General features: G+C 35.2%; 9 protein-coding genes, 2 tRNA genes and 3 rRNA genes. 4 read left to right on the top strand and 10 right to left on the bottom strand.

The features are described 5' to 3' along the window. Window positions 1–290: 290 nt before the first annotated feature. A complete protein-coding gene (locus HW119_RS10430) occupies window positions 291–1103 on the top strand; it encodes an RHS repeat-associated core domain-containing protein (RefSeq protein ID WP_255497860.1) in 813 nt (270 codons plus the stop codon). Beyond that, window positions 1072–1566, top strand: a complete 495-nt coding sequence (locus HW119_RS10425; protein WP_177764140.1) for a hypothetical protein — start codon at window positions 1072–1074, stop codon at window positions 1564–1566. The genes HW119_RS10430 and HW119_RS10425 overlap by 32 nt, the downstream gene beginning before the upstream one ends. A gap of 206 nt (window positions 1567–1772) precedes the next feature. Here the strand turns inward: HW119_RS10425 and rrf are convergent. The 7 genes from rrf to ribD all read right to left on the bottom strand — a co-directional run bounded on the left by rrf (window position 1773) and on the right by ribD (window position 9482). Then, a 5S ribosomal RNA gene (rrf, locus tag HW119_RS10420) occupies window positions 1773–1884 on the bottom strand. A 141-nt stretch (window positions 1885–2025) separates the two neighbouring features. Next, a 23S ribosomal RNA gene (locus HW119_RS10415) occupies window positions 2026–4909 on the bottom strand. 227 nt (window positions 4910–5136) lie between these two features. Beyond that, window positions 5137–5213, bottom strand: a tRNA-Ala gene (locus tag HW119_RS10410). A 121-nt stretch (window positions 5214–5334) separates the two neighbouring features. Next, a tRNA-Ile gene (locus tag HW119_RS10405) sits at window positions 5335–5408 on the bottom strand. A gap of 59 nt (window positions 5409–5467) precedes the next feature. Beyond that, a 16S ribosomal RNA gene (locus HW119_RS10400) occupies window positions 5468–6983 on the bottom strand. Together the 16S, 23S and 5S rRNA genes with 2 tRNA genes alongside form the textbook arrangement of a ribosomal RNA operon. 850 nt (window positions 6984–7833) lie before the next feature. After that, entirely contained in the window at window positions 7834–8445 is a 612-nt protein-coding gene (locus HW119_RS10395; protein WP_410503992.1) for an IMPACT family protein, read from the bottom strand. Continuing rightward, window positions 8445–9482 (bottom strand): bifunctional diaminohydroxyphosphoribosylaminopyrimidine deaminase/5-amino-6-(5-phosphoribosylamino)uracil reductase RibD, encoded by a 1038-nt coding sequence (ribD, locus tag HW119_RS10390; RefSeq protein WP_177764138.1) that lies wholly within the window; start codon window positions 9480–9482, stop codon window positions 8445–8447. Before ribD ends, HW119_RS10395 begins: the two co-directional genes overlap by 1 nt. Before the next feature lie 63 nt (window positions 9483–9545). Here ribD and prmC point away from each other — a divergent pair, with 63 nt between their 5' ends. Beyond that, window positions 9546–10394: a peptide chain release factor N(5)-glutamine methyltransferase gene (gene prmC / locus HW119_RS10385; RefSeq protein WP_177764135.1), complete on the top strand. Its 849-nt coding sequence runs from the start codon at window positions 9546–9548 to the stop codon at window positions 10392–10394. A 57-nt stretch (window positions 10395–10451) separates the two neighbouring features. Here the strand turns inward: prmC and HW119_RS10380 are convergent, their stop codons facing one another. Genes HW119_RS10380 through HW119_RS10370 form a run of 3 tightly spaced genes read right to left on the bottom strand, consistent with a single transcriptional unit; the run spans window position 10452 to window position 13387 of the window. Next, on the bottom strand, window positions 10452–11189 hold the full coding sequence (locus HW119_RS10380; protein WP_177764132.1) for a tyrosine-protein phosphatase: 738 nt from the start codon (window positions 11187–11189) through the stop codon (window positions 10452–10454). 18 nt (window positions 11190–11207) lie between these two features. Next, window positions 11208–12314, bottom strand: coding sequence for a DUF4105 domain-containing protein (locus tag HW119_RS10375; protein ID WP_177764130.1), 1107 nt, complete (start codon window positions 12312–12314; stop codon window positions 11208–11210). Then, a complete protein-coding gene (locus tag HW119_RS10370) occupies window positions 12314–13387 on the bottom strand; it encodes a PorV/PorQ family protein (protein ID WP_177764128.1) in 1074 nt (357 codons plus the stop codon). The genes HW119_RS10375 and HW119_RS10370 overlap by 1 nt, the downstream gene beginning before the upstream one ends. Window positions 13388–13510: 123 nt before the next feature. Here HW119_RS10370 and HW119_RS10365 point away from each other — a divergent pair, with 123 nt between their 5' ends. Next, on the top strand, window positions 13511–14248 hold the full coding sequence (locus HW119_RS10365; RefSeq protein WP_177766625.1) for a CDP-alcohol phosphatidyltransferase family protein: 738 nt from the start codon (window positions 13511–13513) through the stop codon (window positions 14246–14248). Window positions 14249–14349 lie beyond the last annotated feature (101 nt).

Raw genomic sequence — 14349 nt, 5'->3', positions numbered from 1 at the left:
AAGCTTCCATCCCTTTTGCAAGGTTTTGTTTCTAATACATCATTTGGTGGTACCATACCGACCATTTAGACTCTTGTGATTAGAACTTTAAGAAAGTTTAAATCAAAAAGATCCGAGCAAAGCGAGTTCTTCGTATATTACCGACAACTTTGGAAGACCGTCTCACTACTACGATCAACTACCATTTGGTGAAATCGAAGATTCACCGAAAACCAAAAAAATAATATTTGTGAGGTATAGTATGGTGGAACATAACCAAAGTAGTTATTATAATAACGGTTATAAATTTAATGATTTCGAAGAATAAAGTGTTAGCTTTATACGAACGAACCGAGCAAAGCTCTGAGTTAGATGAAGCGACTGGAATGTATTATTATGGCGCACGCTATTACGATCCAAGAATAAGTATATTTGTAAGTGTGGATCCGCTGGCGGAGCAGACCATGGAGCCGTATTCTTATGTTGGAAACAACCCAATTAATTTTATTGACCCTACGGAGATGAGTAAATGGATTCCTGGTGAGGACGGTGAAAATAGGGTAACATATACTGAAGACAAAAAAGGAAATGTAACTTTTCAAAATCTTCAAGAAGATTTAAAACCTATATTTGAAGAATTAGTAAAAACTGATACTGGCAAAGAAGAATTACTATCATTAATTAATGATGATAATATGAAAGTTTCTTTTCATGTGAGTCACGAAAAGAAAATTAATTATGATAATAATTATAAAAAAGATATGCCAGTTAATGGTACTTTCCATCCAACAAAATTTAATGAAGATAATACAGCCATATTAGAAGCAAATATATACCTATATAAAGGTTGGATAAAAGCTGATTATGATGCAAATAAAAATTCAGATGGAACATATTTTATACTAATGGGAAAAGGTTATTTTTTTAAGGATTTTAATTTAAATCAATTATATGCAGGCACTGTTGGACATGAAATTAGACATAGATTTCCAAATAATTCAAAAGCTTTGGCACCAGAAGGTACAAATACAGAATTTAATCCAAATCTGATACAATCAATGATATATGATGAGATGTTAAAAAATAAAGAAAATGAAAAAGGAAATAGAAAGAAAAGGCGTTAAAATTTTTATAATATCATTATTATTAATTATGTCTTTTAACTGTTATTCTCAAAATAAAGGGAATATTAACCAGCCAAATAAGTATATTAAAGACACGCATTTAAGATCGATGTTGAATTTTCTTGTGGAAAATAACTATTACGATGAAATAGGGATAAATTATATTTATGAACACTATCTTGATGCTAACCAAGGCTTTTTTATCGCGAAAAATATTGGTACAGAAAAGTTAGGGATATATAGTTATCATTTTTTTTCTAGTGAAGCTCATGCTGCAGAATTTATAATGTTGATAAATAAAAAGGCTGATAATATTTTAGTTTTAGGCTATGGGGATTTCAATACTAATAAGTCTAAATTAACTTTTTTTTTAAATAATAATATACTTAATGCAATAGATAGAGATGAAGCCTTATCAGTTATATTAAAAAAATTAGAGCAAATTTACCCTAATCACGGGTAATGCCTCAAAAGTGGTGTTATCACTGTAAACACTTAGTAATACTACATTTTTTAAGGTTTATAAACCCGAACCAAAAATCGAGCTGACCGTAAAAAAGTCAGCTCTTTTTATATAAAACACTTACTGCTGTTTCACTTAAATAGTATAACAACTCAAATTTAGTAAACAAAAAAAGTCCTTTACTTTTCAGTAAAGGACTTTCAAAAAAAAGGCAGCGACATACTCTCCCACATTAAAATGCAGTACCATCTGCGCAATCGGGCTTAACTTCTCTGTTCGAAATGGGAAGAGGTGAGCCCCGACGCAATAACCACCTTAAATCGGTTTGCTAGGTTTCTCTAACAATATTTTGTTAACATATTTCCGATACTTTTCATTTTTTTTCGTAGAGGATTCTTTCTTTAGTCTTCATACTTAATACTCAAATCTTAATACTATACTTTATAAGCAACTCCTTAGAGCACATAAGCTTACGGGCTATTAGTACTACTCGACTATGACATTACTGCCTTTACATCTGTAGCCTATCAACGTAGTCATCTTCTACGACCCTTTAAAGAAATCTCATCTTGTGGTGGGTTTCGCGCTTATATGCTTTCAGCGCTTATCCCTTCCCAACGTAGCTACTCAGCGATGCACCTGGCGGCACAACTGATACACCAGAGGTTAGTCCAATTCGGTCCTCTCGTACTAGAATCAGATCCACTCAAATTTCTAACGCCCACAGTAGATAGAGACCGAACTGTCTCACGACGTTCTGAACCCAGCTCGCGTGCCACTTTAATGGGCGAACAGCCCAACCCTTGGGACCTTCTCCAGCCCCAGGATGTGACGAGCCGACATCGAGGTGCCAAACCCCCCCGTCGATATGAGCTCTTGGGGGAGATCAGCCTGTTATCCCCGGCGTACCTTTTATCCTTTGAGCGATGGCCCTTCCATACGGAACCACCGGATCACTATGCTCTACTTTCGTACCTGATCGACCTGTATGTCTCTCAGTCAAGCTCCCTTATACCATTGCACTCTACGCACGGTTACCAAGCGTGCTGAGGGAACCTTTAGAAGCCTCCGTTACTCTTTTGGAGGCGACCACCCCAGTCAAACTACCCACCAAGCAATGTCCTCATGTATCACGAGTTAGATCTCAAATAAGCAAAGGGTGGTATTTCAACAATGACTAACCTACGCCTGGCGACGCAGGATCGAAGTCTCCCACCTATCCTACACATCACTTATCCAAGAACAATACTAAGCTATAGTAAAGGTGCACAGGGTCTTTTCGTCCCACTGCGGGTAATCGGCATCTTCACCGATACTACAATTTCACCGAGCTCATGGCTGAGACAGTGTCCAGATCGTTACACCATTCGTGCAGGTCGGAACTTACCCGACAAGGAATTTCGCTACCTTAGGACCGTTATAGTTACGGCCGCCGTTTACTGGGGCTTCAATTCAATGCTTCTCCGAAGATAACATCTCCTCTTAACCTTCCAGCACCGGGCAGGTGTCAGGCCCTATACTTCATCTTACGATTTGGCAGAGCCCTGTGTTTTTGATAAACAGTCGCCTGGACCTTTTCACTGCGGCCAGCATTGCTGCTGGCGACCTTTCTCCCGAAGTTACAGGTCTATTTTGCCTAATTCCTTAGCCATGAATCTCTCGAGCACCTTAGGATTCTCTCCTCGACTACCTGTGTCGGTTTACGGTACGGGTTGTTATAATCTAGGTTTAGAAACTTTTCTTGGAAGCCCTTAGGCACACTATCTAATTGCCCGAAGGCGCTCAGTACTATCGTATTTCCCCATCCTTAACGCATTTTACTATTAAAGATATAGGTAGGTACTTCAACGAACTATTCCGTCAGTTCGCGGTGCTTTCATCACTCCGTCATTCCATCACAACTATAACAAGTACGGGAATATTAACCCGTTGGCCATCGACGTCCCCCTTCGGGTGTGCCTTAGGTCCCGACTAACCCTAAGCTGATTAGCATAGCTCAGGAAACCTTAGTCTTTCGGTGTGCGGGTTTCTCGCCCGCATTATCGTTACTTATGCCTACATTTTCTTTTCTAAACAGTCCAGCAATAGTCGCCTATCACCTTCTACCCAGTTTAGAATGCTCCCCTACCACTTGACAACTAAATGTCAAATCCATAGCTTCGGTAGTATACTTATGCCCGATTATTATCCATGCTCGTTCGCTCGACTAGTGAGCTGTTACGCACTCTTTAAATGAATGGCTGCTTCCAAGCCAACATCCTAGCTGTCTATGCAAACAAACCGCGTTTTTTCAACTTAGCATACATTTGGGGACCTTAGCTGATGGTCTGGGTTCTTTCCCTCTCGGACATGGACCTTAGCACCCATGCCCTCACTGCTTATAAGCATTTATTAGCATTCGGAGTTTGTCAGGAATTGGTAGGTGGTGAAACCCCCGCATCCAATCAGTAGCTCTACCTCTAATAAACTCTATAAGCGCTGCACCTAAATGCATTTCGGGGAGTACGAGCTATTTCCGAGTTTGATTGGCCTTTCACCCCTACCCACAGATCATCCCAAGACTTTTCAACGTCAACGGGTTCGGTCCTCCACGGTGTGTTACCACAGCTTCAACCTGTCCATGGGTAGATCACACGGTTTCGCGTCTACCATTACTGACTCATGCGCCCTATTCAGACTCGCTTTCGCTTCGGATCCGTGACTGAATCACTTATCCTCGCCAGCAACGGTAACTCGTAGGCTCATTATGCAAAAGGCACGCCGTCACCCAACGAATGGGCTCCGACCGCTTGTAAGCGTATGGTTTCAGGTTCTATTTCACTCCGTTATTCACGGTTCTTTTCACCTTTCCCTCACGGTACTGGTTCACTATCGGTCTCTCAGGAGTATTTAGCCTTAGCGGATGGTCCCGCCAGTTTCAATCAAGGTTTCACGTGCCCCGACCTACTCAGGATACCACTATCTAATACATCGCTTACCTATACGGGACTATCACCCTCTACGGTTAACCTTTCCAGGTTATTCTAATTCGCTTTGCTTAAAATATCGTGGTCCTACAACCCCAATATTGCCGAAACAACATTGGTTTGGGCTAATCCGCGTTCGCTCGCCACTACTTACGGAATCACTTTTGTTTTCTTCTCCTCCGCCTACTTAGATGTTTCAGTTCAGCGGGTTTGCTCATCTATCGATGTACTATGTCTTCAACATAGTGGGTTGCCCCATTCGGATATCTACGGATCTATTCGTGTGTGCCAATCCCCGTAGCTTTTCGCAGCTTATCACGTCCTTCTTCGCCTCTGAGAGCCTAGGCATTCCCCATACGCCCTTATTTTGCTTATTGTGCTCTATTTCAGTCTTCAAGTTGAAAGTCTTAAGGTCTAAAGTCAGAAGACTTTTAACTTTTTGACTTTCGTCTTTCGACTAATTTTGTGCTTATATTATTTCTAATATTTTTCTACTTTTTAATTTGTATCTCAATATGTCAATGAACTTTTATTAGTATTAAGATTTTTGTATAAAGCATTAAGACTTGATCTTAATTCTTGATACTATCATCTTGATACCATCTGGTGGAGAATATCGGAGTCGAACCGATGACCTCCTGCGTGCAAGGCAGGCGCTCTAGCCAGCTGAGCTAATCCCCCAATTTTTATTAATTGTGAATTACGAATTACGAATGTTATAATTCATAACCTCTCAACTTCTAAAATTTCCTTTGTAATAAAATACTTTTAATTCGTAATTTCTAATTCGTAATTAAAATTGTAGTCCCGGGCAGACTCGAACTGCCGACCCCTACATTATCAGTGTAGTACTCTAACCAGCTGAGCTACGAGACTCTGTATTTTATTTTTTTTTGAATCAACAGTAAAGAGTAAGAGACTTGAACCATCTCTAGAAAGGAGGTGTTCCAGCCGCACCTTCCGGTACGGCTACCTTGTTACGACTTAGCCCTAGTTACCAGTTTTACCCTAGGCAGCTCCTTGCGGTCACCGACTTCAGGCACCCCCAGCTTCCATGGCTTGACGGGCGGTGTGTACAAGGCCCGGGAACGTATTCACCGGATCATGGCTGATATCCGATTACTAGCGATTCCAGCTTCATGGAGTCGAGTTGCAGACTCCAATCCGAACTGTGACCGGCTTTATAGATTCGCTCCTGGTCACCCAGTGGCTGCTCTCTGTACCGGCCATTGTAGCACGTGTGTGGCCCAGGACGTAAGGGCCGTGATGATTTGACGTCATCCCCACCTTCCTCACAGTTTACACTGGCAGTCTTGCTAGAGTTCCCGACATGACTCGCTGGCAACTAACAACAGGGGTTGCGCTCGTTATAGGACTTAACCTGACACCTCACGGCACGAGCTGACGACAACCATGCAGCACCTTGTAAATTGTCCGAAGAAATATCTGTTTCCAAATACGTCAATCTACATTTAAGCCCTGGTAAGGTTCCTCGCGTATCATCGAATTAAACCACATGCTCCACCGCTTGTGCGGGCCCCCGTCAATTCCTTTGAGTTTCAAACTTGCGTTCGTACTCCCCAGGTGGGATACTTATCACTTTCGCTTAGTCACTCAGCCTTGCAGCCAAACAACTAGTATCCATCGTTTACGGCGTGGACTACCAGGGTATCTAATCCTGTTCGCTACCCACGCTTTCGTCCATCAGCGTCAATTGTTTGTTAGTAACCTGCCTTCGCAATTGGTATTCCATGTAATATCTAAGCATTTCACCGCTACACTACATATTCTAGTTACTTCACAAAAATTCAAGCTCTACAGTATCAATGGCAATTTTACAGTTAAGCTGCAAACTTTCACCACTGACTTATAAAGCCGCCTACGGACCCTTTAAACCCAATGATTCCGGATAACGCTTGGATCCTCCGTATTACCGCGGCTGCTGGCACGGAGTTAGCCGATCCTTATTCTTACAGTACCGTCAATATACCACACGTGGTACTTTTTCTTCCTGTACAAAAGCAGTTTACAATCCATAGGACCGTCATCCTGCACGCGGCATGGCTGGTTCAGAGTTGCCTCCATTGACCAATATTCCTCACTGCTGCCTCCCGTAGGAGTCTGGTCCGTGTCTCAGTACCAGTGTGGGGGATCTCCCTCTCAGGACCCCTACCCATCATCGTCTTGGTAAGCCGTTACCTTACCAACTAACTAATGGGACGCATGCTCATCTTTTACCAATAAATCTTTAATTACAAATCGATGCCAATTCGTAATACCATAAGGTATTAATCCAAATTTCTCTGGGCTATCCCTTAGTAAAAGGTAGATTGCATACGCGTTACGCACCCGTGCGCCGGTCTCAACATCCGAAGATGCCTACCCCTCGACTTGCATGTGTTAGGCCTGCCGCTAGCGTTCATCCTGAGCCAGGATCAAACTCTTCATCGTATAATTTTTAATATTTTTTGATGTTCGTTCAAGATTTTCTTTTATCTCTAAAAGATTAATCTTACTCTTTAATTCTCTGTTAATCCAATATATCTATGAACTTATTTTCTCTTTGTTCGCTCATCTTCTAAGCGGTTGCAAAAGTAGAAACTCTTTTTGAATCTCGCAAATTTATTTTGATAATATTTTTGAAAGATTTTCAACATTTAAAGAACTTTTGCGCCGCTTCTTGTTTCAGAATCGGATTGCAAAAGTACAACCTTTAACCCTTATCTTCCAAATTTATTTTTGTTAATTTTTTAAATTTGTTTTCGTGATTTGTATGAACTTCTGTTTTTCAACGGTGCAAATATACCGTCTTCTTTCTATGCCAAACAAGCTTTTTTAAAGTTATTTTTTGATTATTTTTTACCGCTCTGAAATTGAATGATTTGGAAATTGATTTTTAGTAGTGAGTATTAATATTTGAGTATTGAGAGATTCCTCCTATCGTCGAAATAACATAAAAACAAATATTGGTTTCAAAAAAACTCAATCAGAGTTTAGGATAAAATTTCTACAGTTGCAGGAATAACAGAAAAAAATATTTAATCACCAAAGATGCAAGTTACAATCAATTAAAATTTTAATCTAAAGATTATAAAAAACTTATTTTCTTTGACAATAGCAATCAAACAAGAAACATTTTTTTTGTTTTAAAATAGGAAAATAAAAAATCTAGCACAATAACATATATACAAGCAAGTGGCACTATATTAAAAAAAAGATGTCAACTTTAATTAAAAATAAAACCTCATTCTTTTAAAACTTACACACTTTTTAGGATAGTGTCGTAAATAAGTAAAAAACTCTATTCTTTTTCTTTTATATCAACTTCATATATTGCGTCAAAAGCATCAAAAATATCTGTTGCAAATTGTTTGCGAATAGCAATTTCAAATTCACAACTCATTTCCATTTTCTGCTCAATCAACTTGACATTTTTTTCTTTGATTACACGCATCACTTTATTCATGTTTTTATAGTCAAACGAAACTATAAAATGAATATCAATGGTGCGTTCTTCTATATCAGCAAGTTCTAAAGCCATTTGTGCTCCGGTTTTGTAAGCCTGAACCAATCCGCCAACACCGAGTTTAATTCCTCCAAAATAACGAACAACCACAACTAAAACATTCGTTACTTCAAACGATTGAATTTGACCGTAAATAGGCATTCCAGCACTATTATTAGGTTCGCCATCATCGTTTGCTCTAAAATATATTTTTGAAGTTCCAATTTGATAAGCATAACACCAATGACGTGCCGTATAATGTTCTTTTTTTATTTGTTCTAAAATAGGTTTTACTTCATCTTCCGATTCAATCGGGAAAGCATATCCGTAAAACTTACTGTTTTTTTCTTTAAACATGACTTCCTCTGTCGGAGATGCTAAAGTTTTATAAGTATCTTTTTCCAAAATCAATAGTTTTTGAATAGAAATAATTGGTCATTAATAATTGATTTTATTTCGAATGGATTATTATTAAAAAGCGGAGCTTTCGTTCCTTCGTTTAATAAAACCGAGCTTTTAAAAACAAAAGCTTCGTCCCATAAATCTGCGTTGATAAATTGTTGAAGTGTAAAACTACCACCTTCAATAATTACTGATTGAATATTTCTTTTAAATAAAACTTGACAAATTTGTTTGTGTACGTTTTGATTAAAATCAAGAATTTCGAAATCTAAATTCGTTTGATTTTTTTGTACTTCAGATGTAAAACAAATTGTCGGAATCGACTTGTCTTTTAGATGAACATCCTTAGGTATTTTATTTTCTTTATCGATATACAATCGAATCGGATTTTTCCCAAACCAATCTCTTGTATTCAACGTTGGATTATCATCAAAAACAGTTTGTTTTCCAACTAAAATAGCCATTTCTTCACTTCGCATTTTATGTACCAGTTGACGTGAATAAACATTGGTTAACCAAACTGGTTTTTGTTCATTCTTGTTTTTAGGACTCAAGAAACCATCTTGAGATTCGGCCCATTTCAAAATAATAAATGGACGTTTTTTGGTATGAAAAGTAAAAAAACGCTTATGCGATGTTTTACAAGCTTCTTCTAAAACACCAATAGTAACATCAATCCCGTTTGCTCTAAGTTTGGCAATTCCTTTTCCGGCAACTTCAGAAAACGGATCAATGCAACCAATAACTACTTTCGGAATTTTTGAATGTACAATTAAATCACTGCAAGGTGGCGTTTTTCCGAAATGATTGCAAGGTTCTAAACTTACATACAAAGTACATTCTTTAAGTAGATCTTTGTTTTTAACGCTGTTAATTGCATTCACTTCGGCATGAGATCCGCCAAAAGCAGATGTAAAACCTTCGCCAATAATTGTATCTTTGTACACGACAATGGCTCCAACGCTCGGATTTGGCATTGCGTCAACCAGACCTTTTGCTGCCAAGTCTAAACAGCGTTGCATGTAAATTTCGTTTGTAGTCAAAATCAAGAAGTTTACGCAAATTTACATTTTTTAACCCGATTATTAAACCCTTTTATCAATCGTATGGAATTAAAATCATTTAAAAACGAATTCACTAGTTCGTTATCTAAAATTTATGATTCGGCAGAAGCTGAACAGCTTTTCTTTATTGCTTTGGAAGAAATTTTAGATTGGAAACGTATCGATTTTGTTATGAAAACTCCATTTGAATTACCGATTGATAAAGCTTCGCAATTTGAAAATGTTTTAGCTGATTTAGTTTCAGAGAAACCCATTCAATATATTTTTAACAAAGCTTATTTTTATGGATTGGATTTTTATGTAAATGAAAACACCTTGATTCCAAGACAAGAAACAGAAGAATTGGTTGAATGGATTTTAAATACAATTGCTAAAAATCCGACAAAAATCTGGCGTATTTTAGACATTGGAACAGGAAGTGGATGTATTCCAATCACAATTGCAAAAATAGCAAAGAACGTTAATGTTTCAACGATGGATATTTCAGTCAAAGCAATTGAAGTCGCGAAACAAAATGCTCTAGTAAATAATGTAACTATTCATTTTATACATCAAAGCATTTTAGAAACTGATTTTTTAGAAAATTATGATTTGATAGTATCTAATCCGCCGTATGTTCGCAATTTAGAAAAAATAGAAATCAAAAATAATGTTTTAGTTCACGAACCACATTTGGCTTTATTCGTTCAAGATGACGATCCGCTTATTTTTTATAAAAAAATAGTTGCATTAGCCGAAAATAGTTTGACTGAAAATGGATATTTGTTTTTTGAAATCAATCAATATTTAGGAAAAGAAACTCTAGAATTATTTAACGAACATTTTTCGGATATTGAACTGCGAAAAGATTTTGTTGGAAATGATCGAATGATTTGTGGTATAAAAAAATAGAATTTGTCTTAAATCAAATTGCCCCTAAAAGTCTAAACTTGTTAGGGACAATTCTTATTAACCAAAAAATTTAATATTATTTTCTATAACTTTTTCAAAAGTTTTGACATTCTTAATTTTAAGTTTGTTCGAAAAACCACGAATGTGATTATCGTGATGAATATCTGAACCTACAAAATCGTACATGTCATTTTTTAATATTTCATCTGCAACACGTGCTATTCCGCTACCATAATAACCCGTTACAGATAATAAATTTAACTGAAATAAACATCCAGCTTTTTTTAATTTTTTAAACGAATTAAAATCATTTGCATAGAAATTATATCGTTCAGGATGCGCTAACACAGGTTGATATCCTAAACTTACCAATTTAAAAAGAATATCATACAAATGAATTGGTGAATTGATGTAAGACATTTCTACTAAAACTACATTGTCTTTTAATGTCAATAATTTTTCGTTTTCTAAACGTCTCAAAAAACTTTCATCCATCAAATATTCTGATGCTACATCCAAAGAAACTGATTTTGCAAGTTCCGGAATTTCAGATTTAACCTCTTGTAATTTTGATGTTATTCCTTCTTTTGTATTTTCCCAAACTAACGGCGTAGTATGCGGTGTTGTCATAATTTTTGCGAATCCAAAATCTTTCATAGATTCGATTAAATATACTGTATCTCTCAATGTTTTAGCACCATCATCTAATCCGTGTAGAACATGAGAATGTATATCAATAAATCCTTCAGGAATCAGATCCTTCAGAATGGGTTTTGATTTAAATATTGAAAACATTTACTTTTTTTTCTTTTTCTAATTTTTTTTTCTAAATAATTGAAACAAATAGCAAATTTCCAACAAAAGTAACGGCAATACAATGAGCACTTTTTCAAAAGATGCAATTATTAAAAATAAAACAATCGATGCCCATAATATTTTTACAATAATGCTTCTAAACTTCTTTAAAGCTAAAAAGAAATACAATGGATTAAATAATAATAAACTTTCATTCCATACCAATTCTGAATGATTTGTAAACAAACTAACAACTAAGATTACAGTACCAAGAATTCCTATTAAAAAAAAGATAAAATATTGCATAAACTTTAATCTCGATAAAAAAGCTAGAATTAAGCAAATAATCGAAAAAAAGTAAATTGTATTCCAATTTGTTTTTGATGAATCTTCTATTTTTTCATAGTGTAAAAGATTATTTTGCTCTAATTTTTGATTTCCATTTGTTGTTTTAGAAATGGAATGCATTAATTTCTCAGGCAAAAAAACTTTCTGATTATCTTTATCAACATTTATACCAAAAAGTAGATTTATCCCTAATTTTTCAAAATAATGATTCTTTAAAAAAGAATTTAAGATAATTCTTTGTGAATCAGCATTGCCTTCAAAGTCATGTTCTAAAGGCTTTTCTAATACATTATCTAATAAATTAACAACTTTAGTAGTACAATTATTTTCTATAAATTTATATTGATAATCACGTTCTTCTGAATTTAATTGATGTTGAATTTTATCAAAAATTGCTTGTTTCTGATTTAAAGTAAGATTTAAGTATTGTTCATTTATCGATCGATTATAATATTTATAAGCTGCGATAAAATCGTTATAATTTTCTTGACCGATTGAATATAACAAATCACCTTTTATAAATTTTGAGTAAAAATTTGGTGTAGAAAAATCGAACATTCCGTAGTTATAAACCACATCTAGTCCGTTTAAATCATCAGTAACTCGAATGGCAGTATGACCGAAAATAGAATACATTTCATCTCCTGATCCACAAGTTAAAACACTTATTTGAGCATTGTCTGAAAGTTTTAAGCTTTGGGCATAACTAACAAAAGAAAAACAACAAATCAAAAGTAAGATTTGCTGTTTTATGTATTTAAAAATTTTAGAATTCATTATTTACTAAATATACTTAAATCCAATTTTAAAGAAAAAATATTTGAATAAAGAGCTGCACTTTGTTCACCAATATTGGTTAGTGCATAATCAACCTGAATTCCTTTATATCTAAAACCTACTCCTAAATTGGGTTGAAAAGTTACTTTCTCATTACCATCAATTTGCAATTCGTTTTGGAAATTTCCAACACCTCCACGAACAAAAACCATGTTTGCATAACCAAATTCAACACCTGCCGAAGGTTGTAAACTAAAACCTTTAGTAGAAATAACTGCATTGGTTTGAGCAAATTCTGAGTGTAAAACCAGGGCTGCCATTAAATTTAAATCTTCTGTTAAACCAAAATTTTTAGCTGCACCTAATTGAAGTTTTGGCAATGTAATTTCGTTAGTTTCAGGTAAATCTTGATTTTGACCTGGAACTGCATCTTTGATTTTATCAAATTCTTTTTTGTTGATACTCCAAGTATTATAAGTTGTTGTTATATCTCGAACCATCGCACCAAATTGCCAATTTGATGCTGTTTTATATTGCATACCAACATCAAATCCAAATCCCCAAGAATTAGCAAATTTACCAATTATTCTACGAACCACTTTAGCATTTGCTCCAACAGATAAACCTTCGATGTTTAATTTTCTGGCATAAGAAGCAGTAAAAGCATAATCTGCAGTAGAAAACAAACTGATACGATTATAATCTATATTTCCGTTTTGATCAATCAGTTCAGTTGTATTCAAAATATCATCAACTCCAAAACGAATCATCGAAAGTGCAACAGCACTTTTTTCATCAATTGGCATTGCAAAAGCAGCATAATCATATTGTGCGATGTTTGCAAAATAACTGGCGTGCATTAAAGCCACTTCTTTAGATTCTAAATTAACCAAACCAGAAGGGTTCCAATATGCCGAATTTACATCACCTGTTTGCGCAATAACACTATTAGCCATACCTAAAGCAGCAGCATCTACTCCAATATTCAAAAACTCATTTGAATATTTTCTTGCTGTTTGTCCGTAAGAAACACAACCAACTGATAATAAAATATATAAAATTTTTTTAGTCACTTTTTCAAATATTTTTACAAAGATGAAATAAAATTCTCAAATAGTAAACTCAAAATATGTTTAACTTATTGCGTACATTTGTTTTTTATTAAAAGTAATAAAATATATTTAAATCACATGAACATAAAAAAACAGATTCCTAACTTAATTACACTTTTAAATTTACTTTCTGGATTAATCGCCTTAGTTTATGCATTTGATGACAATTTACAAATGGCTTTTTTCTGGGTTAGCATGGGAATTTTCTTTGATTTTTGGGATGGTTTTGCCGCTCGTACTTTGAAAGTTTCAAGTCCGTTAGGCGTTCAATTAGATTCGCTTGCAGACATGGTTACTTCTGGTGTTGTACCTGGAGTTGCTATGTACCAAATGTTGGCGCACATTCAAGAAAATCATGAACAATACAATGTTACTGACGAAACATTTTACATGAAATTGGTTCCTTTTATTGGTTTTATCATTACTCTAGGTTCATGTATGAGATTAGCAAAATTCAATATTGACACTAGACAAACCGACAGTTTTATTGGTTTACCAACTCCTGCAAATGCATTATTTATTTTGAGCATTCCAGTGATTATGTCAACAACGCAATTTGAATTTTTAATTGATCTTTTTAGCAATCCTTATGTTTTGGTTTTTATTAGTCTATTTAGTGCTTTTATTATGAATGCAGAATTACCTTTGTTTTCATTAAAAATAAAAGGAAAGAAATTCAGCGACAATAAATTAAGCATCATCTTCTTGAGCATTTGTCTTATATCGATAATATTATTTAAATATACTGCTGTTCCTTTTATTATTGGCTTTTACATTTTATTATCGCTTATCATAAATAAAACTACAAACAAAACAATTTAATGTTTTAACGTTAAGATTATAATTTCATTTCAAAAATAAACTGCCCTCAAAAAGTTAAATCTTTAGAGGGCAGTTTATTAATATTTGATTTTAATTTTTTA

This window comes from Flavobacterium sp. I3-2, assembly GCF_013389595.1.
Lineage (GTDB): Bacteria > Bacteroidota > Bacteroidia > Flavobacteriales > Flavobacteriaceae > Flavobacterium.
This window is presented reverse-complemented; position numbering and strand designations above follow the sequence as displayed.